Raw genomic sequence first — 24146 nt, 5'->3', positions numbered from 1 at the left:
ACACATCAGCTCGTGCCCGCCGCCGTCCGGGACTCCAGGGCGGCCCGGGTGTCGTTGCCGTAGACGCCGGTCTCGTCGCCGCGGATGCCGTACCAGAGCTGGAAGCGGGCGACCGCGGCCGTGAGGGTGGGGTCGTAGCTGCCGCTGGTGGAGCCGTCCCGGTAGACGTCCGGGATGTCCAGGAGACGTTGCTGGAGCTCGGTCACCTCGGGGCCGGTGGCCCCCTCGCGCAGCGTGCCGGCGCCGTCGGGGTCCGCGGGTGCGGGGGCGGCCGGGCCGGGCGGGGTGGGAGTGGGGTCGGGGGTGGAGGGGGCGGTCCGGGGCGGGCCGGGCGCGGGCGCGGCACTGTCGTCCTTGTGCTCGCCGTGCAGCAGGAGCGCACCGCCGAAGCCGATCACCGCGGCGGCCAGGACGGCAACCGCGACGGCGGCGCGGCGCAGCCCGGCTCCCGGGGGGACGGCGCGGGTGGGCCGGCGGGTCTCGCGGGCGACGGGCGGAAGCTCCTGCGTCAGGGCCTCGGAGCCGGCCGGCGGCCCCGGCAGCGCGACGGACTCGTAGCCGCCGGATTCACGGCCTGTCTCCTGCCGGCCGGGGTCGCGGCCGGTCTCCTGCTGGAACTCCCGCATCAGTTCCGCGAGCGCGTCGGTGCGGCGGGGCCGCAGGACGCGGATGGGTTCGAGGGCCGGGCCGTCGTGCGGCGGCCGGGGCTCGGACGGTGTCGACACGCTGCTCTCCTTCGTCCGGGCCCGGGGGCGCCCGTCCTTCGAGGATCGTCCTGCCGGTAGATACGCGGCGGGCGCGTCCGGGGTTCAGAGCCCGGTCGGTCGGGCGGGCAGAGCACTCAGTACCTCCCGGCGCGTGCACTGAGTGCCATCGGTGGTCCCACGGGTGCTACGTTCGCGCTCATGAGCTCCGAGAAAGCCGAGGCCGGCACCGGGAAGCCGCCCATCCGGGACGCCCTGGTGGCGGCGGCCTACCAGCTGTTCCCGGAGCGGGGGTACGAGCAGACCACCGTCGACGACATCGTGGCGCTCGCCGGTGTCGGACGGCGCTCGTTCTTCCGCTACTTCCCCTCCAAGGAGGACGTGGTCTTCCCGGACCACGAGCGGTGCCTCGCCGACATGACGGCGTTCCTGGCGGACAGCTCCGACGACGACGAACCCGTGCGGCGGGTCTGCGACGCGGCCCGGCTCGTGCTGCGCATGTACGCCGAGAACCCGGCGTTCTCGGTGCAGCGCTACCGCCTCACCAAGCAGGTGCCGGGGCTGCGGGCCTACGAGCTGTCGGTGGTGTGGCGCTACGAGCGGGCCCTCGCCGAGTACCTGCGCCGACGTTTCGCCGCCCGCCGGGACGGCACGCTGCAGGCCGACGTGATCGCGGCGGCGGTGGTCGCGGCGCACAACAACGCGCTGCGTTCCTGGCTGCGGTCGGACGGGCAGGGCGACGCGGGCGCGACCGTGGGCCACGCGCTGGACTACGTGCAGTCGGCGTTCGGCGGCGTGCCGCTGCCGCCCGCCGTGGAGCAGCCGGAGGACGTGGTGGTCGTCGTGTCGCGGCGCGGGGCACCGCTGTGGCGGGTCGTGCAGGAGATCGAGACGACGCTGGGGCGGGGCTGAGGGCTCCGCACATTGAGGGTACGGAGTGCCTTTACGAGTGGCACTGAGTGCCATACTCTGTGCTGCGTGCACGGTGGCACGGCGAACCGCGCACACGTGTGCGCGGGTGATCGCGTGCGCGGATTCCGGCCGAGTGCAGGGAGTTGACCAGCGTGTACCACTCAGGAAGCGTCACTCAGCAGGCCGCCGGCTCCGCGACGGGTCTGCTGGACCCGAGGGGCCAGAACGCGGAGGCCATCCTCTTCCAGCGCTGCACCTGGTGCGGCACCGCCATGTACCACCGGCTGCTGTGTCCGGTCTGCCGGGGCAGCGAGCTGCGCACGGAGCGCGCCGAGGGTACGGGTACGGTGCGCCACTCCACCGTCGTGCACCGCAACACCCCCGCGGCGCGCAACGTGTCGCAGATAGAGATGTCCGAGGGCTTCGTGGTGCGCGGCCGGGTGATGGGGCCGCCGATCGGCATCCACAGCGGGGACCGGGTACGGCTGTCCACGGCCAAGGACCCGGTACGGGGCGAGCCGGTCTTCCAGCTGCTGGACGAGCCGTACCGGGCCTGGAGCTGACGCGCCCTCAGCCCGCGATCAGCTCCTCGGTGCGCACGGGACGTCCGGTCTCGAAGCTCCGGTTCGCCGCCAGGCCCACCACGAGGGCGAGCGCCCCGTCGCGTTCGGTGGCCGTGGGACGGGTCGCGGCACCGGTGTCCGCAGAGGCGGTGGGGCCGACGGGTCCGAACAGCGCGTCGAGCATGCGCGGATCGCCGCCGCCGTGGGCCTCGTGGGCGACCGCGAGCGGCACGTCCACCGGGGGCTGCCACAGCGGGCGCAGGGTGAGGCGGGCCCCGCCCGTGTGCTCGGCCACCGTATCGCCGTGCACCGCGCCCACCGACGAGGTGATCCGGCTCAGCGGCGGCTGCCAGCGGCTCTCCTCGACCTCCAGTTCCAGCCGGCCCGCGCTGCCGTTGAACATCACCCGGTAGCCCTCCCAGGGGGAGTAGGCGGTCAGGTGGTACGTCATCGTCGCGCCGCGCGCATAACGCACCAGGACGGACATGTCGTCCTCGATGGTGACCGGCCCGTCGAAGACGTTGCGGTCGCGCAGGTAGCCGTCGTCGCGTTCGGCGTCCAGATAGAGGGCGCGCAGGGTGGCGTCGGCCGCGAGGTCCAGGGCGAAGGGGTCGTCGGCGGCCCGTTCGGCGCCGTGGGCGCGGTCGTAGTCCCGGCGCAGTCCGTGCCGCTCCCCCGCCGCACGGCCGTAGAAGCCGAGCCGCCCGTAGCCGAAGGCCTCCCGGGGCTCGTCGGCGAGCCACCAGTTCACCAGGTCGAAGTGGTGCGAGGACTTGTGCACCATCAGGCCGCCGCTGTGCCGCTTCTCGCGGTGCCAGCGGCGGAAGTAGTCGGCGCCGTGCCGAACGTCGAGCAGCCACTCGAAGTGGACCGACAGCACCTCGCCGATCGCACCGTCGGCGAGCACGGCCCGGACCTTCTCGTGCACGGGGTTGAAGCGGTAGTTGAAGGCGACGGTCAGGGAGTTGCCGGTCGCGCGGACGGTGTCGAGGATGCGGGCGCAGCGCCCGGCGTCGACGGTCATCGGCTTCTCGGTGACCACCCGGCAGCCCGCCTTCAGCGCGGGGACGATGTAGCGGTCGTGCTCGGCGTCGACGGTGGTGACGACGACCTCGTCGATGCCCTCCGCGGCGAGCAGGTCGGTGAAGCGGTCGGGCTCCCACGGGGTGGCGGCCGGTGCGCCGGTCTCGGTCAGCAGCCGGTTGTGGAAGGCCATCCGGGTCGGGCTGGGGTCGCACAGCGCGGCCACGACATGGCCGGGGCGTTCGGCGAGGCCTCGGGTGAACAGCTGGGCCCGGTGGCCGGTGCCGACGACGGCTGCGCGCAGGACGGGAGTTCGGCTCATGGCAGGTGCCCTTTCCCGTGGACGGGTTCCCCACTCCCCCACGGCCGAAAGCGCTTGCCGGACTTCAGAGGGTGATGCGGATCCCCACGGTGCCGTCCACACCCCGGCGCAGACGGCTGCCGAGCAGGGTCAGCCGGCCCGTCAGGCCGTACTTGCGGCCGATCAGCTGCCGGTAGCGGGCGGTGGTGGCCGCGTCGCAGATCTCCGCCGTCGCGGGCACCTGGGCGCCGGTGGGGTTGCCGCGCAGGTCGCAGGGGCCGACCAGCACGTCGGCGCGGTTGCGGATCCGCTTCACCTTCCAGGAGTCGGCGGGCGTCCACACGCCGAGCGCGTCCCCGTCGCGTACCACCCAGACCGGGGTGGCGACCGGCGTGCCGTTCTTGCGGTAGCTGGTGACCAGCAGGTACTTGCCCGCGCCGAGTGCGTCCAGCGTCCTGTCGTCCATGGCGGGAAGTCTACGAGCGTGCCCGCGGGTTCAGCGCAGCGCCGCCGCCATTCTCCGTACGCCCTCCGTGAGCACCTCCTGTGAGGTCCCCAGGTTGAGGCGGACGTGGCCGGTGCCGCCGGTGCCGAACGGAAGGCCGGAGCTCAGCGCGACCCGGCCGCGTTCCAGGAAGACCTCGGCCGGGTCGTCACCGAGATCGAGGGCGCGGCAGTCGAGCCAGGCCAGGTAGGTGGCGTCGCCCGGCTGGTAACGGATCGCGGGCAGGTGTTCGGCCAGCAGGTCCGCGAGCAGCCGCCGGTTGCCTTCGAGGCCGGTCAGGAGGGCGTCCAGCCAGGTGACGCCGTCGCGCAGGGCGGCGGTGTGGGCGATGACCGCGACATGGCTCGGGCCGTGCCCGACTTCCTCGGGCATCCGCTCCAGGTCGGCGGCGGCCCCCGGCCCGGCGATCGCGAGGGCGGCCTTGAGCCCGGGCAGGTTCCAGCCCTTCGAGGCCGACATCAGCGACAGACCGCGCTCGGCGCCCGGCACGCTCAGATACGGCACGAAGGGGGCGTCGCCGAGTACGAGCGGGGCGTGGATCTCGTCGGCGACGACGCGCACGCCGTACCGCTCGGCGAGCCCGGCGACGGCGGACAGCTCCTCGGCGGTGTGCACGGTGCCGGTCGGATTGTGGGGGCTGCACAGCAGGTGGGCGGCCCGCCGCCCGTCGGCCACGGCCTGCCGGAAGGTCTCCTCCAGGACGCCGAGGTCGAGGCGCCCGTCCGCACCGAGCGGAGCCTCGGCCACCCGCCGGTCCATGTGCTCGAGGAACATGTAGAACGGCGGGTACACGGGCGAATTCACGACCACCGTGTCGCCGGGGCCGGTGACCAGCTTGATCATCTCGACGACGCCCAGCATGACGTCGGGCACGATCGCGGTGCGTTCCACCGCGAGTCCGCCCCATCCCCACCGCTTCCCGGCGAAGGCGGCCAGGGCCTCCGCGTAGGCGGTGCCGGCCGGGTAGCCGGTGTCGCCGAGGTGGAGTGCGTCGGTGACGGCGCGCACGACGGCATCCGCGAGCGGCACGTCCATCTCGGCCACCCACAGCGGCAGCACGTCCTCCGGGTAGGTGCGCCATTTCATGCTGGTGCGCTGCCGGAGGCGGTCGAGGGTGAGGGCTTGCAGGGGATTCGGTTCACCGGACGTTTCGTGCGGGATCCTGGTCATGGGCACACGATAGGGGGCTGTGTGGTGAGCGGGAGTCTTGTAAACGGGGAGCGGGGCGGGGCGGCGGGCACGTTCCTGGAGATCGCCTGCGACGAGTCGGGGTCGGACGGCGAGAACCTCACGGGCGGGAACACGGACGTGTTCGCGCACGCCGGCGTGTCGCTGTCCGTGGCGTCGGCCGCGGCGACGGTACGGGAGATCCGGGACCGGATCCGGTCACCCGCCGAGGAGTACAAGGCGAACCACCTGCTGCGGGAGAAGCACCGCGCGGTGCTGGAGTGGCTGCTCGAGCCGCGGGGGCCGATCCACGGGCGGGCCCGGGTGCACCTCATGGAGAAGACGTTCTTCGTGGTGGACCGGACCCTCGGCCTGCTGCTGGACGACGCGGCGGAGGCGGCCGTCCTGTTCCGCGCGGGGCGCCCGGCCTTCGGGGACGACGGCTGGCGGGCGTTCCTCGAGGCGGCCAACCAGTTGCTGCGGGTCCGCCACGAAGGCGACCCGGTGGACGCCTTCTACGACACGGTCGACGCCCTGCGCCGGGAGCACCCGCGGACGGACACGGCCGGGATCCTGGAGCGACTCGCCGGGACCCGGCCCCGCGCGGTCTCCTACCGGGAGGGGTTCCTGGCCGGGCCGCCGCTGATCCCGTTGCTCAACCCGCTGCTTCCGGCGATCGTGGCGACGGCGGCGCTCTGGAGCCGCGACGGGCGGCCGGTCCACCTCGTGCACGACCGGCAGAACATGCTGACGCCGGACCGCATCGCGTGGATCGAGGGAACGGCCCGGCGGGCCGGGGTCGGCCTGGTGGGGGTGCGGCTCGTCGTCGCGCGGGACGACGCGCGGGTGCAGGTGGCGGACTTCCTCGCCGGGATCGCCCGCAAGATCGCCTCCGACGAGCTGAACGGCCGCGGTGACCCGGCGCTCACCGCCCTGCTGCGGCCCTACGTCGATCCCGACTCGGTGTGGGGCGACGCGCGCAGCGGGGCCCTGCTCGTGGCCCCGGTCGCCGGGTGAGACCGAAGAGATCACCGGTGCGCTGAACGCGGCACGGCTCCGCTCCGTATGGATGAAGGGCACTCAACTCAAGGAGGGCCCCGCGGTGTTCGCATCGTGATGTTCGGGTTCGGGAGCCATGCATGAGGCACGCACGACGACGGGTCGTCCGGCGAGTGACACGGCTGGCGGCCGTCGGCGGACTCCTCCTCGGAGGAGCGATGGTCACCAACGCCGTGGCGAGCGAGCCCCCGGCCCCGTCCATCGGCGTCCCGTTCACCGCGCCGCCGGCGACCGGTGAGGGCACCGATCTCGTGTCCCGGCTGGGGAACTCCCGCACCGCCGGCAGCTGGGTCGACAAGACCGGGCGGCCGGTCGTCGCGGTCACCGACGACAAGGCGGCGGCCGAGGTGAAGCGGGCCGGCGCGCAGCCCAAGATGGTCGAGCACAGCATGAGCGACCTCAAGTCCGCGGCAGCGACGCTGCGTTCGGCGCCCCGGGTGTCCGGGACCTCGTGGGCCATGGACTACAAGAGCAACCAGGTGGTGGTGCGGGGCGACAGCACCGTCTCCTCCTCCGACTGGTCCCGGATGACGGAGGTCGCCGAGGGCATCGGATCGTTCGTGCGCATGGAGCGCTCCGAGGGCACGTTCACGACGCGGGTCAACGGCGCGCAGCCCATCCTGTCGACCGCCGGGCGCTGTTCGGCGGGGTTCAACGTGACCGACGGCAAGAGCGACTTCATCCTCACGGCCGGACACTGCGGGCCCGACGGTTCCGTCTGGTTCGCCGACGACCGCGGCCGGGACCAGGTCGGCACGTCACTCAAGGGAAGCTTCCCCGGCGACGACTACTCCCTGGTGAAGTACGACGGCGGCCGTGCGGGCAAGGGCGCCGACGTCGTCGCGGTCGGCGACGGCAAGGGCGTGCGGATCACGGGCGTCGCCGACGCGGAGGTCGGGCAGAAGATCTTCCGCAGCGGCAGCACCAGCGGGCTGCGCGAGGGCGAGGTGACCGCGCTCAACGCGACGGTCAACTACCCCGAGGGCACGGTCACCGGCCTCATCGAGACGAACGTGTGCGCCGAACCGGGCGACAGCGGAGGCCCGATGTTCGCCGACGGCGTCGCGCTCGGCGTGACGTCGGGCGGCAGCGGGGACTGCAGGGCGGGTGGTACGACGTTCTTCCAGCCCGTGACGAAGGCGCTGACCGAGCTCGGGGTCAAGCTGATCGTGGCGAAGTCGTCCGGTGGCACGGGGGCCGCTCCCGCGCCGTCGGCGTCGCAGGGCGCGGCCTCGCCGGGTTCGTCGGCGCCCATCACGGGCACGGACGTGTCGACGCTGCTGAGCCGTCTCACCGACCCGCGCAACGTCGGCCCCGGCATGCTCGTCATCGGGGGCAGCCTCGTCGCCCTGGTGGCGACCCGGTGGATTCGCGCGGAGCAGGACCGCAAGGCGTACCGGCAGTACTACTCGGCCACTTGGGGATGATGCCGCGGCCGGACCGCCCTGGCGGGGCGTGTCCGTCAGCCCGGCGTGAGGAGCCCCGTCGCGATGCCCGCCCCCAGCAGTCCCACCATCTGACGGCGGCTGATCCGCTCGGCAGCAGGGCGAGGCCCGGCACCACGGGCAGGGCCGGGTAGAGGAGGCCAGGACCGGAGGACGAGGACGGCGGCGACCCTGCCCGCGGCGACGGGCCACAGGCCGCTCCCGGGACCGGCCTGGCCGGGCGGGGACCCCGCACGGCACCGCCAGCGGTGACCGCGCTCACGGGCACCACGACGCTCTCCCCCGAGCCGAGAGCTTGGGGGACGACGATGCCATGGACGACGGCTGAGGAAAGTGCGAGAAGGGCACCCATTGGATCAATGGTGCCCTTCGACGAGGGTCCGATGCGTAGGCAACGAGGCCCGATGCGTCGGCGGGCCGGGACGAAGGTCAGGCCGCGGGCGCCGATTGCGGGGCCGCGGCGGCCCACTCCAGGACGAGCCGCTGGTATACCTCACGCTGCTCGACGCTCAGTGTCCCGCCCGACCGGCGCCACAGCGCGCGGATCTCCTCGTTGACCTCGTCAGCCGATCGCTCGGATGATGATTCAACAGTGGTGGACATGCTGTGAAGCATACGTCGCCGCACGTGAAGGCGATGTGAGTAATGATGAACTAAACGGTCATTCCGGACAGTGTTACTGATCACGTCCATCTCCCGGTAAACGTGAGGCTGTTCACATCCGCCACCTGCGAGTACCTTTCGCCGCCCGGACGTTCGCCGTCGTTCACGCTTCGGCCGACCCCAGCACCAGCACCTTGATGGCCAACACGGCCGCGCCACGGGCCCAGTCGTGGAAGTCGGACACCTTCGTCTCCAGGCCGACCGGGGCGGCCAGTGGGTGCCGCAGGTCACGGACCGTCTCCTCGACCGTCTTCCCGGCCACGTCCATCAGCCCGACCCCCTCCCCCGCGAGCAGGATCTTCTGCGGCATCACGAAGTTGGAGATCTGCGCGACGAGCGTCCCCAGGGCACGCGCGGCCTCGTCGACGACCCGGGCGGGCATCGGGTCCCCCGCGGCGGCCAGGGCGAGGATCTCCTCGTAGCCGCGGTCGATGCCGGTCGCGGCCCGGACCTGGTAGCGGATGCTGGGGATGGTCAGCAGCGAGACGGCGCTGCCGCGCCTGCCGTCCGGGGTGAGCGGCCCGTTGGAGTCGACGATCCAGTGCCTGCCGAAACCGCGGTCCTCCTCCGCGAACGGCACCCGCTTGCCGCCCAGGACGAGCCCGTAGCCGAGGCCGGCGCCGATGGTGAGGACGACGAAGCGGTCCAGGCCCCGTCCGGCGCCGAACCACGTCTCGGCCTCCACCAGGGCGGCGACGTCGTTCTCGACGACCACCGGCAGCCCGGTGCGCTCCTCGACCAGGTCGGCCAGGGGGACGTCCCGCCACAGCAGGAAGGGGGACTCGCCGACCACGGCGCGATCCTGGACGAACCCACCGACCCCGATGCCGATCCCGGCGAGGCGGGGGTGCTCCTTGGCCAGTTCGGCGGTCATCTCGGCCAGCACGTCGGCGACTTCGGCGGGGTCGTGGGTGGTGAGTGGGCGGTCGTGGCGGGCGACGATATGGCTGCGCAGTGTGGTGACGACTCCGTAGACCGTGTCCTCGGTGATCTTGAAGCCGAGGAAGAAGCCGGAGTCGGCGACGACGTCCAGCGGCTGGGAGGGGCGGCCCTGGCGCGTCTCCGCGGGCGCTCCCGCCTCGGGCACCTCGACCAGCAGGCCCGACTCGATCAGGGGCTTGGTCAGCCGGGTGAGGCTGCCGGCCGACAGGCCAAGCCTGCGGGCGAGCTCCGTGCGCGACAGCGGGCCGTGGACGAGCACTTCGATCGCCACGGAGCGCTCGCCCGCGCTCAGCGGCAGCCAGCCGGCGGTGCCGTCGGTCATGGCGGTCCGACTCCCCTCACCCTTTTTTTTCGCACTGAAACCAACATGACCACTCTAGGCCAATGGAGGTTCTTGGGAAAAGATGTTTGCCTGCCTCTTGACGCAGCAATTGTTTCGCACCAAAAGTAAGTCCCGCCAGAGGATGAGCCGCCGCAGCGAGGGAGTCTCCCGATGACCATCGCCTCCAGCAGTCCTCCCTCACGTCTGCCCACGGGCGGCGCGGCGGAGGCCCGCAGCAGGACCGGGACACGACAGGGGGTGTCCGGCGAGGACCGGGGGGACGGCCGGCTGGCCGCGCTCTTCATCGCGCCGGCCCTGCTCGGTTTCCTGGTCTTCCTGCTCTGGCCGACGCTCCGGGGCATCTACCTGAGCTTCACCCGCTTCAACCTGCTGACACCGGCGGAGTGGGTGGGCCTGGACAACTACGTCCGCATGGTCAACGACCCCATCTTCTGGGACTCCCTGTGGGTCACCGTCGAGTACGTCTTCATCAACATCGGCGTCCAGACGGTCGCGGCGCTCGCCATCGCCGTCCTGCTCCAGCGACTGACCCAGTCGGCGATGCTGCGCGGGATCGTGCTGACGCCGTATCTGATGTCGAACGTCGTCGCCGGTCTGGTCTGGCTGTGGATCCTCGACACCCAGCTCGGCATCGGCAACGAGATCATCAGCGGCCTCGGCGTGGACCGCATCCCGTTCCTCGCCGACGAGACCTGGGCGATCCCGACGATCGCGCTCATCAACGTGTGGCGGCACGTGGGGTACACCGCCCTGCTGCTGTTCGCCGGGCTGCAGGCCATCCCGAACGACATGTACGAGGCGGCCCGGGTGGACGGCGCGAGCGAGTGGCGGATGTTCTGGCGGATCACCATGCCGCTGCTGCGGCCGGTGCTCGCGGTCGTGCTGATCATGACGGTGATCGGGTCGTTCCAGGTCTTCGACACCGTCGCCGTGACCACCGCGGGCGGCCCGGCGAACGCGACCAACGTCCTGCAGTACTACATCTACGGCTCGGCGTTCGGCCGCTTCCAGTTCGGCTACGCCTCGGCCATGTCCGTCGCCCTGCTGGTCGTGCTGAGCGCGATCACCGTCCTCCAGTACCGGCTCACCCGGGCCGGCCGGACCGACCTCGGCTGAGAAGGGAGACACCGCCATGGCTGCCGTGACGACAACACCGCCGACTACACCGCCGACGACCCTGCGGCCGGTCCGGCGCAGGTTCTCCTTCGGGCGGGCCGCCGCCTGGACCGTGATGGGACTGATCGTCCTCATCACCCTGCTGCCGTTCTACTGGATCCTGCGCACCGCGCTCTCCACCAACGCGGGCCTGAGCGCCGACCCGACCAGTCCGCTGCCGGTCGACCTGACCACCAGCGGCTTCCAACGCGCCCTGGGACTGCAGTCTGCCGAGGAGGCCGTCGCGCAGGGCGGCGCGGGCGGCGGACTGGACTTCTGGCGCTACCTGCTCAACTCGGTGCTGGTCTCGACCCTGATCACCGGCTGTCAGATCTTCTTCAGCGCGATGGCCGCCTACGCCTTCTCGCGGCTGCGCTGGCGGGGCCGGGACAAGGTGTTCGGGCTGTTCCTGGCCGGGATGATGGTGCCGGCCATCTTCACCCTGCTGCCGAACTTCGTGCTCATCAAGCAACTGCACCTGATCGACACGCTCCTCGGCATCGCGCTGCCCACCATGTTCATGACGCCGTTCGCGGTGTTCTTCCTGCGGCAGTTCTTCATGAACATCCCCAAGGAGGTCGAGGAGGCCGCGCTGCTCGACGGCGCCGGGAAGGTCAAGATCTTCTTCCGGGTGGTCCTGCCGATGGCGTCCACGCCGATCATCACGCTGGGCGTGCTGACGTACATCACCTCCTGGAACGACTACTTCTGGCCGCTGATGGTCTCCTACAGCGACAGCTCGCGGGTGCTGACCGTGGCGCTCGCGGTCTTCCGGGCACAGACCCCCGCGACCGGCGTCGACTGGTCCGGACTCATGGCCGCGACGCTGATCGCCGCGCTGCCGATGCTGGTGCTGTTCGCCGGCTTCGCCCGCCGCATCGTCAGCTCCATCGGCTTCACCGGGATCAAGTAAGGGGCATGTGATGCGAATTCGACTTCGTCCGCTCGTCGCGGCGACCGGAGCGCTGGCGCTGTCCCTGGTCAGCGGGTGTGCGCAGGGAGGTGCCACCGGGTCCTCCGCCCACACGGTCACCTACTGGCTGTGGGACGCCAACCAGCTGCCGGCCTACCAGGCGTGCGCGAAGGGGTTCGAGAAGGAGAACCCCGGACTGAAGGTGAAGATCACGCAGCTGGGCTGGAGCGACTACTGGACCAAGCTCACCGCCGGGTTCATAGCGGGCACCGCGCCGGACGTCTTCACCGACCACATCCAGAACTTCGGCCAGTTCGCCGACCTGAAGGTCCTCGAACCGCTCGACGACCTCGGCATCGAGGACTCCGACTACCAGCCGGGCCTCGCCGCCAACTGGGTCGGCCAGGACGGCCACCGCTACGGCGCTCCGAAGGACTGGGACACCGTCGCGCTGTTCTACAACTCGAAGATGACCGAGAAGGCCGGGCTGACCGCCGATCAGCTCAACAGCCTGTCCTGGAACCCGAAGGACGGCGGCACCTTCGAGAAGGCCATCGCCCACCTCACCGTCGACAGGAACGGCAAGCGGGGCGACGAGGCGGGCTTCGACAAGAACAACGTCAGGGTCTACGGCATGGCCACGGGCGGAGGCGGCTTCGGCGACGGCCAGACGCAGTGGAGCCCCTTCACCGGCTCGGCCGGGTGGAACTACCTGAACAAGCCGCGCTGGGGCACGAAGTACCAGTACGACAGCAAGACCTTCCAGTCGGTCGTCAAGTGGTACTTCGGCCTGGCGAAGAAGGGCTACATGCCGCCCCTGTCGGACTACAACATCCAGTCCAACCAGCAGAACACCCAGATCGCGGCGGGCAAGGCGGCCACGGCGTTCGACGGCGCCTGGATGATCTCCACCTACGCCGGCTTCAAGGGCAAGGACATCAGGACCGCCGTGACGCCGACCGGCCCGACCGGCAAGCGCGCCACGATGATGAACGGCCTCGCCGACTCCATCACCAAGGCCTCCAAGAACAAGGCGGGCGCCCGCAAGTGGGTGGCCTACCTGGCCTCGGACCGCTGCCAGACCGTCGTCGGCAAGTCCGGGGTGGTCTTCCCCGCCACCCCGGCCGGGACCGAGGCGGCCGTCGCCGCGTACCGGAAGAAGGGCATCGACGTCTCGGCGTTCACCGAGCCCGTGGCCGACAAGAAGCGCTTCCGGACCTTCTCCTATCCGATCGCCAGCTACTCGGCGGACATGACGGCCCTGATGGCACCCGCGATGGAGGACATCTACGGCAACGGCAAGCCCGTGAGCAGCCTCGACCAGACCAATGAACAGATCAACCTGATCCTCTCGCAGTGATCCCCCACCAGTGAAGGGCACGCCTCACATGACGTTCTCCATCGGCATCGTCGGCGCCGGACAGTTCTCGGGCCAGTTCGCCACCCTGTTCCAGGCCCACCCCGGTGTCGGCGACGTCTACGTCACCGACCTGCTGCCCGAGCGGGCCGCGCAACTCGCCTCCGCCCAGGGGCTGGCGGGCACCTTTCCGTCCTACCAGGCCATGCTGGAGTCGGAGGACGTCGACGCCGTCGCGATCTTCACCCAGCGCTGGACGCACGGGCCGCTGGTGCTCCAGGGCCTGAACGCCGGCAAGCACGTGTACTCCGCCGTCCCGATGGCCATCAGCACGGAGGAGATCGCGGCGATCATCGACGCGGTCAAAGCCACCGGGCTGACCTACATGATGGGCGAGACCAGCGAGTACAACCCGGCCACGGTCCACGCCCGCAACCAGATCGCCGAAGGCGCCTTCGGACGGCTCTTCTACGCCGAGGGCGACTACGTCCACGACATGGACCTGGGGTTCTACGAGGCCTACCAGTACAGCGGCGGCGAGAACTGGAAGGCGACCGCCAGCTATCCCCCGCTGCTGTACCCGACGCACGCGGTCGGCGGGGTGCTGGGCGCCTGGAAGACCCACGCGGTGAGCGTGTCGGCGATCGGTGTCGTCGACGACCGGGGCGACGGCGTCTTCGACAAGGACGTCAGCCAGTTCGGCAACGACGTCTCCAACGCCACCGCGCTGTTCGAGGTGGCGGGCGGCGGCTCGTTCCGTACGAACGAGTTCCGGCGGGTCGGCTACCCCTCGCACATACGGGAGTCGCGGTTCCGCTTCTTCGGCACCGAGGCGAGCATGGAGCAGCTCGCCACGGTCGCCCTGTGGCAGGACAAGAAGGGGGTGCAGGACATCAGCGAACTGCTGGAGCCCAAGCCCACCATGGCGCCCGACGACCCGTCACTCCAGCACATCGCGCCGGAACTGCGGGCCGCCTTCACCTCCGGGTCGGCGCCCGTGCACGACCGCGCGCGGCTGCCGAGGGAGTTCGACCACCTCCACAACGGCCACGAGGGCAGCCACCACTTCCTGGTGGACGACTTCGTGACCGCCGTCAACGCCCGCACGTTGCCGTCGGTGAACGCGTGGGTGGCGGCCCGCTACACCCTGCCGGGCATCATCGCGCACGAGTCGGCGCGGCAGGGCGGGGTCAGGCTGGAGATCCCGGACTTCGGGGACGCGCCCCAGTAAGGGGACACCGTCCGACGCGAGTCGGGTGCCTGGTATCAGGTGCCCGGCTTGCGGCCGTAGACGAAGACGTCGTCGCCCTTCTTCAGCAGCGACCAGTACTTCTTGGCGTCGGTCTTGGTCATGTTGGTGCAGCCGTGCGAGCCCGGCGGGTTCCACATGCTGACGCCGACCGAGTGGAAGGCCTGGCCGCCGTCGAAGAACTGCGCGTAGGGCATCGGCACGTCGTAGATGGACGACACGTGGTCGATGTTGCGCCAGTAGATCTTCTTCAGGCCGGTGCGGGTCTCGTACCCGTCGCGGCCGGTGCGGACCGGGACGGGGCCGTAGACGAGCTTCTTGCCGTCCTGGATCCAGCTGAGCTGCAGCGTCAGGTTCACGCAGGCGATCCGGCCCTTGTTCACCGGGCACTTGCCATCCTTGTTGGGGGTCTTCCCGACGGCCTTCTGCTTCTGCATCAGGTCCATCACGCCCCAGGTGACGGAGCCGGCGTAGCCGATGTTCGGGGTGATGCCGTGCTTGGTCTGGAAGGCCTTGATGGCCTTGCAGTCGGCGGCGGACTGCTTGCCGTCGACCGGACGGCCGAGGAACTTCTCCACCTTCTTCTGGTACGGGCCGGCCTGCGTGGTGCAGCTCGCCGCCTGGGCCGGTGCGGCCCCGAGCGCGAGCGTGAGCGGTGCCACCAGGCCGGTGATCCCCAGTGCGACGGCGCTCCGTCTGCGTACGTCCCCCATGGCTGGTCCTGCCCTTTCGCGAAAGCGGTTCGGTGATGTCTGCCAGCTAGACGGACGGAGACCGGTTCCGGTTGTGCGGTCGGCCGCGCTGGGACGGAACAGTGACATTCCTCATGAGCGGCCCGGGACCGGGCCAAGCAGTGGACAGACGAAACCTATGCCGCGAACTGCATGTCCCCCATTTCATGGAGGTGACCCTCAGGAAGATGGGCCAGGGGCAGAGTGGCGGTCCGAGCTGCACCGCATCGCCCGGTCACCTACCAGGTCTGCCTCGACCACCCGGAGGGGGCACCGCTGATCTTCACGCGCTGCACCGAGGTACCGCCGGCGCGCAGGGCGCCGGCGGTCCTCAGGGATCATGAACGCGTACTCGGCGTCCTGTGGGACGCCGGTTTCGACGAGACACGTTCCGCCCCGGTCGTGCGGGCCTTCACCGCCTGGGTCCTCGGGTACGTGTCCGTGGAACTGCGGGCCGTGGTGGACAACCCCAGGGAGCCGGACCCGGCGTTCCGGCCCGGTCTGTACCGCATGCCGTCGGAGGAGCTCCCGAGGCTGCGTGCGACCGCGCCCGCCCTCGCCGAGCGGGGCGGGCCGGAAGGCCTGGCGGCGGGCCTGGACGCGCTGCTGGACCGCTTCGTCGAGAGAGGCCTGTGAGCGAGAGAGGCCTGTGAGCGAGAGAGGCCTGTGAGGCCCGCCGGAGCCCGTCCGCCTCACCGGACACCGGTTCGGGTGGGCGGCCTCACCGGTATCCGGTGACGTCCGCGGGCTTCCCCGCGTCCTGCACCTCCACGAGGTAACGCCAGGCGTCCGGGCGGCTGCCGTCGAGGTCGGTGAAGTCGTACACCTGGGCGAGACCGCCGCTGGACAGCGACTGCCCGTTCCAGCGCGCCACGTCCGCGTCGGCGGCGAGTGCGGCCACGGCCCGGCCCACGTAGTGCGGGGTCTCCGAGATGGCGAAGTGGGGGACGCGCTCCAGGGCGTCGCGCCAGTTCTCCTCCCGTACCCCGAAGCCGTCCAGCATCAGCTCCGAGCGCAGCCAGCCGGGGGTGAGGGCGACGGCGGTGGCGCCGCGCGGGCCCAGTTCGTGGCCGAGGGCGAAGGCCATGCGCAGCACGGAGGCCTTGGCGAGGTCGTAGAAGAAGCTCACGCGGTAGTTCCCGGCGTTGTAGTCGGCGGTGCCGTCGGTGACCTCGACGACCAGGCCGCCGGGGTTGCGCAGCAGCAGGGGCAGGGCGTGGTGGGCGGTGACGGCGTGCGTCTCGACGGCGAGCCTCAGCAGACGCAGGCCGTTGTCGAGGTCGTGCTCCCAGAGGGGGGTGTCCCACTCGAAGAGCTTCTCGCCGCCCCAGATGTCGTTGACCAGGACGTCGAGGCGGCCCTGCTCGTCCGCGATCCGGTCCACGAGAGCCTTGACCTGTGCCCGGTCGAGGTGGTCGGTGGGGACGGCGATGCCCCTGCCACCGGCGGCGGTGACCAGGTCGACTGTGTCCTCGATGGTCTCCGGCCGGTCGTACTCCGAGCGGCGGGCGCGGGTGCTGCGGCCGGTGACGTAGACGGTGGCGCCGGCCGCGCCGAGTTCCACGGCGATCCCCCGTCCCGCGCCCCGGGTCGCCCCGGCGACCAGTGCGACCTTGTCCTGCAACGGAGCTGACATGTCCGACCTCCCGTGACCGTGGCTGCTTGTCGCCTCCAGGGTCATGGGTAAGCCGGACATCTTCTGTCGCCTTTTACCGGCGACACGCGGTCAGTGGCCCCGGGCGATCCATTCCTGAAGCTGCGGGGCCTCCGCGCCGATGGTCGTGGAGTCGCCGTGGCCGGTGCGGACCGTCGTCTCGGGCGGCAGGCTCAGCAGCCGGTCGCGGATCGAGTCGATGATCGTCGGGAAGTGCGAGAAGGACCGGCCGGTGGCGCCGGGGCCGCCCTGGAAGAGGGTGTCGCCGGTGAAGACGGTGCCGAGGCCCGGGTCGTAGAGGCAGACCGCGCCGGGCGCGTGCCCCGGGGTGTGCAGGACCCGGAGGTCGGCGCCGCCGGCCTCGATCGTCTGGCCGTCGACGAGCCAGGCGTCCGGCTCGCGGTCCGGGTGGGTCTGCTTCCACAGCGGCAGGTCGTCGCGGTGCAGCCAGATGGTGGCGCCGGTGCGCTCGGCGAGCGCGGGGGCGGCGTCGATGTGGTCGTTGTGGGCGTGCGTGCACACGATGGCGGTGAGCCGGCGGTCCCCGACGGCCTCGGCGATGGCGTCGGCGTCGTGGGCGGCGTCGATGACGATCGCCTCGTGGTCGTCGCCGACGATCCACACGTTGTTGTCGACGTCCCAGGTGCCGCCGTCGAGGCTGAACTGGCCGGAGGTGACGAGGTGTTCGATGCGCGTCGTCATCACAGCACCACCACCGAGCGCAGCACGTCGCCGTGGTGCATCCGCTCGAACGCCTTCTCCACCTCGTCGAGCTGGATCGTCTCCGTGACGAACGCGCCGAGGTCCAGACGCCCCTGCAGATGCAGGTCGATCAGCATGGGGAAGTCGCGGGAGGGCAGGCAGTCGCCGTACCAGCTCGACTTGAGGGACCCGCCGCGGCCGAAGACGTCGAGCAGCGGCAGTTCGAGCTTCATCTCGGGTGTGGGGACGCCGACGAGGACGACCGTGCCCGCGAGGTCACGGGCGTAGAAGGCCTGCTGGTACGTCTCGGGGCGGCCGACGGCCTCGATGACGACGTCGGCGCCGAAGCCGCCGGTGAGTTCGCGGATCGCCTCGACCGGGTCGTTCTCGCGCGAGTTGACGGTGTGGGTGGCGCCCATGGAGCGGGCGGTCTCCAGCTTGCGGTCGTCGATGTCGACGGCGATGATCGTCGCCGCCCCGGCCAGCTGCGATCCGGCGATGGCCGCGTCGCCGACTCCGCCGCAGCCGATGACGGCGACCGAGTCGCCCCGGCCGACGTTCCCGGTGTTGATCGCGGCGCCGATGCCGGCCATCACACCGCAGCCCAGCAGCCCGGCGACCTGCGGGGCGACGCCCGGGTCGACCTTGGTGCACTGCCCGGCCGCGACCAGCGTCTTCTCCGCGAAGGCGCCGATGCCGAGGGCCGGGGACAGCTCCTGGCCGGTGGAGGCGAGGGTCATCTTCTGCTGCGCGTTGTGGGTGTCGAAGCAGTACCAGGGGCGCCCGCGCAGACAGGCACGGCACTTCCCGCACACCGCACGCCAGTTGAGGATCACGAAGTCACCGGGCTCGACGTCGGTGACGCCGGGGCCCACCGCCTCGACCACGCCCGCGGCCTCATGGCCGAGCAGGAACGGGAACTCGTCGTTGATGCCGCCCTGCTTGTAGTGCAGGTCGGTGTGGCACACCCCGCAGGCCTGCACCTGCACCACGGCCTCGCCCGGGCCGGGGTCGGGCACCACGACCGTCTCGATCCGCACCGGCTCGTCCTTGCCGGGGGCGATCACGCCGCGTACTTCCTGGGCCATGCTGCTGACTCCTTCGTCGGCCGGGGTCCGTTCCCTTCCGACCCTACGCGCGACCGATCGGTAAGGAGCGCTGATCGGCCGGCCTGTTCCCTGCGGAAAGGGCAGGCCGCGCGGGTCGGCGGCGACGTAGCCTGAACGCTCCGCCGACGCCGAGGGAGCGCCGTGAGCATCGCAGAGACCGAGACCGCCACACCCCCGTGGCGGCAGCTCCTCGGATACGTACGGCCGCACCGCTGGTCCCTGTTCACCGGTGCGCTGCTCTCCCTGGTCACCGGGGCGACCGGGCTGCTGCTGCCGCTGGTGGCGCGGGGCCTGATCGACGACCTGTCCCACGACCGGGCCATCACCGGCGCCCTGCTGGCGATGTCCGCCCTGGTCGTGGCCAACGCGGCGGTGGGCGCGCTGGGTTCGTACGTACTGACGCGCACCGCCGAGTCGGTGGTGCTCGGCGCGCGGCGGACCCTGTCGTCGTATCTGCTGCGGCTGCGGATCACGGCCGTGGACCGCAGCGAACCCGGGGACCTGATGGCCCGCATCACCTCCGACACCACGCTGCTGCGCGCGGTCACCACCGACTCGCTGGTCGGACTGGGCACGGGCGGGCTCACCCTCGTCGCCACGGTGGTGATGATGGGCTTGGTGGACGCGGTGCTGCTGGGCGTCACCCTGGCCGTGATCCTGGGCGCCGGCGTGGTCCTCGGGGTGATCGTGCCGCGCATCAACCAGGCCAGCCGGCAGGCGCAGGACGCGGTCGGAGTCATGGGTGCCTCACTGGAGCGGATCCTCGGCGCCCTGCGCACGGTGAAGGCGTCCGGCGCCGAGCACCGGGAGGAGCGGACGCTGCACGAGGCGGCGCACGAGTCGTGGCGGCAGAGCGTGCGGGCCGCCAAGTGGTCGGCCGCCGCGGGCAACACGGCGGGGCTCGCCATGCAGATCGCCTTCATCACGGTGCTCGCCGTGGGCGGCGCACGCGTCGCGACCGGCGCGGTCGACGTGGGCACGCTGGTCGCGTTCCTGCTGTACGTCTTCTACCTGATGTCGCCGATACAGCAGGTCGTCGGCGCCATCACCCAGTACCAGACGGGCGCCGCGGCCCTCACCCGCATCGAGGAGGCCCTGCGCCTGCCCGCCGAACCGGCCGCCGAGGCCGCCCCACTGCCCTCCCCGGGCGCCGGACCCGCCGCCCTCGCCTTCGACGACGTCCGCTTCCGCTACGCCGACGACCTGCCCCACGTCCACCACGGAGTGACCTTCACCGTGCCCGCGCAGGGCATGACGGCGTTCGTCGGCCCGTCCGGCGCCGGCAAGACCACCGTCTTCTCGCTGATCGAGCGGTTCTACGACCCCGAGTCCGGCGTGATCACGCTGGACGGGCGGGACCTGAACGACTGGGAGCTGCCCCGGCTGCGCGCCGCGATCGGCTACGTGGAGCAGGACGCGCCGGTGCTGTCGGGCTCCCTGCGGGACAACCTGCTGCTGGGCAATCCGGAGGCGGACGAGGACGCCCTCGCGCGGGTGCTCAAGACGACCCGGCTCGACGGTCTGGTCTCCCGGCTGCCCGGCGGCCTCGACACGCTCGTGGGGCACCGCGGCACCAAGCTGTCCGGCGGTGAGCGGCAGCGCGTGGCCATCGCCCGCGCGCTGCTGCGCCGCCCCCGGCTGCTGCTGCTCGATGAGGCGACCTCGCAGCTGGACGCGGTGAACGAGGCGGCGCTGCGCGACACCGTCGCGGACGTGGCGCGCACGACCACGGTCCTCGTGGTGGCGCACCGGCTGTCCACGGTGACGATGGCCGACCGGATCGTGGTGATGGACGCGGGCCGGGTCCGGGCCGTCGGCACGCACCGTGAGCTCGTGACGGCCGATCCGCTGTACGCGGAGCTGGCGGCGACGCAGTTCCTGGCCACCGCGGACTGAGCCCGGCCACCGCGGACTGTCCGCGCACGCGTGAGGGCCGCCCGGAATCCCGGCGGCCCTCGGCGTGCGCTGCCGTCAGCGGACGTTCGGGACGAAGCCGAAGAGCGGGGAGACCAGCCCGACGACCTGGTTCAGCTGGTCGAGGTCGTTGAGGCGGTTGAGCCCGGCCGGCTGCGAGGAGGGCCGCGGGATCTCGTCCTTGTGCGCGGCGGGGATGTCGCTCACGGTCAGCGAGTCGAGCGTGGCCATCGGGCTGAGCGGGCTCTTCGCTTCCGCGTGGGCCGCGTTCGCCATCGGCGCGGCAAGGCCGGTGATCCCAGCGGCGAGACCAACGGCGGCGACGATACGTCGTGTTGGGATCATGCCTGGCGCAACGCCAACGGGCCCCCGGCGGACACGGGCGGGCGGCGCCGCTCACCCGTCAGGCCAGTGTTCCGGTTGCGCTTGCCGAGCCCGCCGGGCGGGAGGACGCTCGACAGGAGAGGCCTTTCGCGGCCCGCATCCGCCGGGCCGCGGCCCTTCGAAGGAGGTCATCATGGGAACCGCGGCAGACCCCGCCTTCGACCGGGACACCCTGCGCCAGGGCGTGGAAGGGGATCCGGACATCCTGCTCTCCCTGTACGCCGACGATGCGGAGCTGCGCATCGTGGACCGCACGACCCAACCCAGCCACCCCAAGGTCCTGCACGGCCGGGACGAGATCGGCCGGATGCTGGAGGACGTCTACAGCCGCGACATGTCGCACAAGCTGGAACGGTGCGTCATCCAGGGCGACGAGGCCGCCTACAGCGAGAGCTGCCAGTACGCGGACGGGGTGCGCGTGCTGTCGGAGTCCATGATCGGGCTGCGCGACGGCAAGATCGCCGAGCAGACCCTGGTCCAGGCCTGGGACGAGTAGCAGGGCCGTCACCGGGCTCCGTTAGGGTGGGGTCGGGCCGTGACTGGCGCTGAGGTGGAGCACCACCGGGGAGCGGCCCCGCAGAAGTCGATGCCGTGCGCCTGGGCGAAGCAGTACCTCGGCCCAGGAGTGGATCATGTCGCAGGCACGGCTCATGGACGGCACCGCACTCGCCCGGCGGATCGTCGAGGAGACCGGCGAGCGCGCGGCCGTCCTCACCGAGCGGACGGGCACCGCGCCCTGTCTCGCGACGGTGCTCGTCGGTGAGGACCCCGCGTCCGTCACGTACGTCCGGATGAAGCAGAACCGCTGCCGTACGGCCGGCATCACCTCGCGGCACGTGGCGCTGCCCGCCGCCACGACCACCGCGGAACTCGTCGGCACGATCGAGGCGCTCTCCGCCGACCCCGGCGTGCACGGCATCCTGCTCCAGCACCCGGTGGGCGAGCACATCGACGAGCGGGCCGCGTTCGAGGCGATAGCGCCCGGGAAGGACGTCGACGGCGTCACCTTCGCCTCCTTCGCCACCATGAGCTTCGGCCTGCCCGGCTTCGTGTCGTGCACGCCCGGCGGCATCATGCGGCTGCTCGCCGCGTACGGCGTCGACCCGGCCGGGAAGCGTGCCGTGGTCGTGGGCCGCAGCGCGATCCTCGGCAAGCCCGTCGGCATGCTCCTGCTCGCCCGGGACGCGACGGTCACCTACTGCCACTCGCGCACCCGGGACCTGTCGGCGGCCGTGCGCGAGGCCGACATCGTGGTCGCCGCGGTGGGCCGGCCCCGGCTCATCCGCGGCCAGGACATCAAGCCCGGCGCGGTGGTGATCGACGCCGGGTACAACGCCGGGAACGTCGGCGACGTCGACTTCGGCTCCGCCGTGGAACGGGCCTCGCTGATCACACCGGTGCCGGGCGGTGTCGGCCCGATGACCATCGCCACGCTGCTGGAGCAGACCGTGGAGGCCGCCGCCCGGCAACTCGGTGTCACCGAGGGGTGATCAGCGCATCCAGGCGCTGTACGACATGACGTCGCCCTCCTTGACGCCGAACGCGGGCTCCGGTGCCGTCACGGTGCTCTCCAACCCGAGGACGGCGCCGGTGGCCGGGTCCATGATCAGCATGCGGCGGACGCCGCGGCCGTCGTCGTCGTTCACGTAGGCCTGGCCACGCCGGCCCAGCCGGTCGGTCACCCGGCCGACCGGCCGCAGCCCCTCGGCGCCGGCGAGGAGCCGGGTGAGCGCCGCGTTCTCCCGTGCGCCGAGGGTCCAGTTGTCGAGCAGCGTCGCCATGGCGTCGAGCAACTCGGGCGTGGTCAGCGGGGTGTCGGTGTACTGAGCTTCCATCAGGTAGGCGCGCAGCCGGGCCGGGTCGCGGGGCGGGGGTGACTTGGGCGGGGCGTCGCTCCAGCTCGGCGGGTAGGTCCGGTCGAGGAGGACGTGACCGTCGTCGACGAGGTGCGGTTCGTCGCCCTCGTCCGAGAGGACCGGGCGGCCCGGATGCCTGGGGTCCGTGGCCACGACGAGTTCGGTGTGGCTGTCGTCGGCCCGCCAGCGCACGATGCGCTCTTCGGGCAGGGTGATCGGGGGCTTGTCGTCGGACATGCCGAGACTCCAGGACTGCACGTGCGTGCCCTTGCGCAGGCGGGGCGCGTCGTCGGTCCCGGCCACGGCTGACGCCAGCTCGGCCAGGCGGTGCAGGGGCACGGGTGTGGAGCCGGTCTCGACCACCAGCGGGCGGGGCGCGGCGACCGCGGGCGGGGTGCTCGGTCCGCTCAGCACGAGGGTGAGGGTCAGGGCGGCGACGACGGCGGTGGCGACCAGCCCCCAGGCCAGCCGGAGCCGGCGGGGCCCCGGGAGCAGCAGGTCGCGCACGTGGCCGGGGAGCCGGCCCTCGGGGTCTCGACGGTCGGAGAGCGGCCCTCGTCGGTCGCGTGGCCGCCCGGGGAGCCCGTTCCCCGGGTCGCGCAGCAGTTGTTCGAGCCGGCGCTCGGCGTTGTGGTCCAGAGGGCCGTCGCCGAAGTGGGGGCCGCCGGGCGGCACGGGATCGGCGCTGCGCAGCAGTTCGAGTTCGTCAGCCATGGCCGTGTTCCTTCGGGGCGGTCATGCAGGAGTGCTCGGCGATCGGGGGCTCGGGACGCATGCGGTCGATCTCGGCTCTGAGGCGGCGCCGGGCCCGGTGCAGCCGCATGGACGCGGCCCGGCTGCCGCAGCCGAGGGCGACGGCCACCTCGTCGACGCCGAGTTGTTCCCAGGCCGTCAGCCGGAGCACCTCCTGGTCGGCCGCGGAGAGGCGGGCGAGTGCCTCGTGCACCCAGCCGCCGGGCGTGTCGGCCTCGGGGCCCGCCGCGATGTGCCGTCCGTGCGCGGTGTCGTCGTTGCCGAGCCGGTCGACGAGCCTGCGGCGGCGGCCGTGGCCGCGTACCGCGTTGGCCAGGCAGTTGCGTGCCACGCCGTACAGCCAGGGCAGCGCGGCGGCCGGGAGGTCGGCCCGGCGTCGCCAGGCGACCGTGAACACCTCCGCCACCACTTCCTCCACATCGTCGGCCCGCCCGTCCAGTCGCCGGGCGACATAACGGCTGACCGCCCAGTAGTGCTCGCGGTAGGCAGCGGCGAAGATCTCGTCGTTGCTCATGTCCCGTTCTTGTCCGGCACCTTCCCGATCGTCACACCCGTTTTCGTGATGCTCGTCGCGTCAGTGAAGTGTGATGTCCGGGCGGGGCGCGGACACAGGCGGGGCATGAGGCACCTCAAGTGGCTGACGACCACTGATCACAAGACGATCGGCACGCTGTACCTGGTGACGTCGTTCGCGTTCTTCGTCATCGGCGGCGTGATGGCGCTGCTCATGCGCGCCGAGCTG

At 71.5% G+C, this 24146-nt stretch carries 25 protein-coding genes, 1 pseudogene and 1 riboswitch; of the genes and pseudogenes, 13 read left to right on the top strand and 13 right to left on the bottom strand.

Translation table 11 applies throughout. The annotated features are described in order from the left end of the window. Window positions 1–5 precede the first annotated feature (5 nt). Window positions 6–725 (bottom strand): peptidoglycan-binding domain-containing protein, encoded by a 720-nt coding sequence (locus IE153_RS31160; protein ID WP_189593087.1) that lies wholly within the window; start codon window positions 723–725, stop codon window positions 6–8. A gap of 180 nt (window positions 726–905) precedes the next feature. On the opposite strand from IE153_RS31160, the gene IE153_RS31155 reads away from it, so the two are divergent. Continuing rightward, complete coding sequence (locus tag IE153_RS31155; RefSeq protein WP_189593086.1) at window positions 906–1616, top strand: TetR family transcriptional regulator; 711 nt, start codon at window positions 906–908, stop codon at window positions 1614–1616. 152 nt (window positions 1617–1768) lie between these two features. Beyond that, window positions 1769–2179: a Zn-ribbon domain-containing OB-fold protein gene (locus tag IE153_RS31150; RefSeq protein ID WP_142156529.1), complete on the top strand. Its 411-nt coding sequence runs from the start codon at window positions 1769–1771 to the stop codon at window positions 2177–2179. A gap of 7 nt (window positions 2180–2186) precedes the next feature. On the opposite strand, the gene IE153_RS31145 is transcribed toward IE153_RS31150, so the two are convergent. The 3 genes from IE153_RS31145 to IE153_RS31135 form a co-directional block, all read right to left on the bottom strand. Then, window positions 2187–3524 carry a Gfo/Idh/MocA family oxidoreductase gene (locus IE153_RS31145; RefSeq protein ID WP_189593085.1) on the bottom strand — a complete coding sequence of 446 codons (1338 nt, stop codon included), beginning with the start codon at window positions 3522–3524 and terminating at the stop codon, window positions 2187–2189. 64 nt (window positions 3525–3588) lie between these two features. Then, complete coding sequence (locus tag IE153_RS31140; protein WP_189593084.1) at window positions 3589–3969, bottom strand: PPOX class F420-dependent oxidoreductase; 381 nt, start codon at window positions 3967–3969, stop codon at window positions 3589–3591. A 30-nt stretch (window positions 3970–3999) separates the two neighbouring features. Then, complete coding sequence (locus IE153_RS31135; protein WP_189593083.1) at window positions 4000–5178, bottom strand: MalY/PatB family protein; 1179 nt, start codon at window positions 5176–5178, stop codon at window positions 4000–4002. Window positions 5179–5202: 24 nt separating this feature from the next. On the opposite strand from IE153_RS31135, the gene IE153_RS31130 reads away from it, so the two are divergent. Both IE153_RS31130 and IE153_RS31125 read left to right on the top strand, forming a co-directional pair. Continuing rightward, the gene (locus IE153_RS31130; protein WP_189593082.1) at window positions 5203–6192 is read left to right on the top strand and encodes a DUF3800 domain-containing protein; all 990 of its coding nucleotides are present in this window, start codon (window positions 5203–5205) and stop codon (window positions 6190–6192) included. Between the two features lie 122 nt (window positions 6193–6314). Next, window positions 6315–7661: a S1 family peptidase gene (locus tag IE153_RS31125; RefSeq protein ID WP_189593081.1), complete on the top strand. Its 1347-nt coding sequence runs from the start codon at window positions 6315–6317 to the stop codon at window positions 7659–7661. Window positions 7662–8108: 447 nt separating this feature from the next. Here the strand turns inward: IE153_RS31125 and IE153_RS31120 are convergent, their stop codons facing one another. Both IE153_RS31120 and IE153_RS31115 read right to left on the bottom strand, forming a co-directional pair. Further along, complete coding sequence (locus IE153_RS31120; protein ID WP_031105578.1) at window positions 8109–8294, bottom strand: hypothetical protein; 186 nt, start codon at window positions 8292–8294, stop codon at window positions 8109–8111. A 151-nt stretch (window positions 8295–8445) separates the two neighbouring features. Beyond that, window positions 8446–9606, bottom strand: coding sequence for an ROK family transcriptional regulator (locus tag IE153_RS31115; RefSeq protein ID WP_189593080.1), 1161 nt, complete (start codon window positions 9604–9606; stop codon window positions 8446–8448). Window positions 9607–9777: 171 nt separating this feature from the next. Between IE153_RS31115 and IE153_RS31110 the strand changes: the two genes are divergently transcribed. From IE153_RS31110 to IE153_RS31095, 4 genes are read left to right on the top strand one after another with little or no spacing between them, the layout of a single operon-like run. Beyond that, on the top strand, window positions 9778–10743 hold the full coding sequence (locus tag IE153_RS31110) for a carbohydrate ABC transporter permease (protein WP_189593079.1): 966 nt from the start codon (window positions 9778–9780) through the stop codon (window positions 10741–10743). Window positions 10744–10759: 16 nt separating this feature from the next. Beyond that, a complete protein-coding gene (locus IE153_RS31105; RefSeq protein WP_189593078.1) occupies window positions 10760–11695 on the top strand; it encodes a carbohydrate ABC transporter permease in 936 nt (311 codons plus the stop codon). A 10-nt stretch (window positions 11696–11705) separates the two neighbouring features. Beyond that, on the top strand, window positions 11706–13055 hold the full coding sequence (locus tag IE153_RS31100; protein ID WP_189593077.1) for an ABC transporter substrate-binding protein: 1350 nt from the start codon (window positions 11706–11708) through the stop codon (window positions 13053–13055). Between the two features lie 28 nt (window positions 13056–13083). Then, complete coding sequence (locus IE153_RS31095) at window positions 13084–14283, top strand: Gfo/Idh/MocA family protein (RefSeq protein WP_189593076.1); 1200 nt, start codon at window positions 13084–13086, stop codon at window positions 14281–14283. Between the two features lie 35 nt (window positions 14284–14318). Here IE153_RS31095 and IE153_RS31090 read toward each other — a convergent pair whose 3' ends face one another. Then, window positions 14319–15014 carry a L,D-transpeptidase family protein gene (locus IE153_RS31090; RefSeq protein WP_189593075.1) on the bottom strand — a complete coding sequence of 232 codons (696 nt, stop codon included), beginning with the start codon at window positions 15012–15014 and terminating at the stop codon, window positions 14319–14321. A gap of 222 nt (window positions 15015–15236) precedes the next feature. On the opposite strand from IE153_RS31090, the gene IE153_RS31085 reads away from it, so the two are divergent. After that, complete coding sequence (locus tag IE153_RS31085; RefSeq protein WP_308432218.1) at window positions 15237–15668, top strand: TetR/AcrR family transcriptional regulator C-terminal domain-containing protein; 432 nt, start codon at window positions 15237–15239, stop codon at window positions 15666–15668. Window positions 15669–15753: 85 nt separating this feature from the next. On the opposite strand, the gene IE153_RS31080 is transcribed toward IE153_RS31085, so the two are convergent. From IE153_RS31080 to IE153_RS31070, 3 genes are all read right to left on the bottom strand, one after another. After that, on the bottom strand, window positions 15754–16668 hold the full coding sequence (locus IE153_RS31080) for an SDR family oxidoreductase (protein WP_189593074.1): 915 nt from the start codon (window positions 16666–16668) through the stop codon (window positions 15754–15756). A gap of 90 nt (window positions 16669–16758) precedes the next feature. After that, a complete protein-coding gene (locus IE153_RS31075) occupies window positions 16759–17388 on the bottom strand; it encodes an MBL fold metallo-hydrolase (protein WP_189593073.1) in 630 nt (209 codons plus the stop codon). Further along, the gene (locus IE153_RS31070) at window positions 17388–18476 is read right to left on the bottom strand and encodes an S-(hydroxymethyl)mycothiol dehydrogenase (protein ID WP_189593072.1); all 1089 of its coding nucleotides are present in this window, start codon (window positions 18474–18476) and stop codon (window positions 17388–17390) included. Before IE153_RS31070 ends, IE153_RS31075 begins: the two co-directional genes overlap by 1 nt. A gap of 162 nt (window positions 18477–18638) precedes the next feature. Between IE153_RS31070 and IE153_RS31065 the strand changes: the two genes are divergently transcribed. Further along, window positions 18639–20393, top strand: a complete 1755-nt coding sequence (locus tag IE153_RS31065) for an ABC transporter ATP-binding protein (RefSeq protein WP_189593071.1) — start codon at window positions 18639–18641, stop codon at window positions 20391–20393. 75 nt (window positions 20394–20468) lie between these two features. Here IE153_RS31065 and IE153_RS31060 read toward each other — a convergent pair whose 3' ends face one another. Then, a complete protein-coding gene (locus tag IE153_RS31060) occupies window positions 20469–20756 on the bottom strand; it encodes a hypothetical protein (protein ID WP_189593070.1) in 288 nt (95 codons plus the stop codon). A gap of 172 nt (window positions 20757–20928) precedes the next feature. On the opposite strand from IE153_RS31060, the gene IE153_RS31055 reads away from it, so the two are divergent. Both IE153_RS31055 and IE153_RS31050 read left to right on the top strand, forming a co-directional pair. Continuing rightward, the gene (locus IE153_RS31055; RefSeq protein WP_185011314.1) at window positions 20929–21291 is read left to right on the top strand and encodes a nuclear transport factor 2 family protein; all 363 of its coding nucleotides are present in this window, start codon (window positions 20929–20931) and stop codon (window positions 21289–21291) included. Between the two features lie 29 nt (window positions 21292–21320). Continuing rightward, a riboswitch (ZMP/ZTP riboswitch) is annotated at window positions 21321–21405 on the top strand. 22 nt (window positions 21406–21427) lie between these two features. Then, complete coding sequence (locus tag IE153_RS31050) at window positions 21428–22285, top strand: bifunctional 5,10-methylenetetrahydrofolate dehydrogenase/5,10-methenyltetrahydrofolate cyclohydrolase (RefSeq protein ID WP_189593069.1); 858 nt, start codon at window positions 21428–21430, stop codon at window positions 22283–22285. On the opposite strand, the gene IE153_RS31045 is transcribed toward IE153_RS31050, so the two are convergent. Next, on the bottom strand, window positions 22286–23365 hold the full coding sequence (locus IE153_RS31045) for a CU044_5270 family protein (protein ID WP_189593068.1): 1080 nt from the start codon (window positions 23363–23365) through the stop codon (window positions 22286–22288). It abuts the gene before it with no gap. Continuing rightward, entirely contained in the window at window positions 23358–23918 is a 561-nt protein-coding gene (locus IE153_RS31040) for an RNA polymerase sigma factor (RefSeq protein WP_189593067.1), read from the bottom strand. The genes IE153_RS31045 and IE153_RS31040 overlap by 8 nt, the downstream gene beginning before the upstream one ends. 48 nt (window positions 23919–23966) lie before the next feature. Here IE153_RS31040 and IE153_RS41975 point away from each other — a divergent pair. Then, window positions 23967–24146 (top strand): annotated as a pseudogene (locus IE153_RS41975) (aa3-type cytochrome oxidase subunit I); the annotation flags it as partial.

The sequence above is a fragment of the Streptomyces massasporeus genome, from assembly GCF_014648995.1.
Lineage (GTDB): Bacteria > Actinomycetota > Actinomycetes > Streptomycetales > Streptomycetaceae > Streptomyces > Streptomyces massasporeus.
The sequence above is the reverse complement of the archived record's forward strand: the minus strand, read 5'-3'. Positions and strand labels throughout refer to the sequence as shown.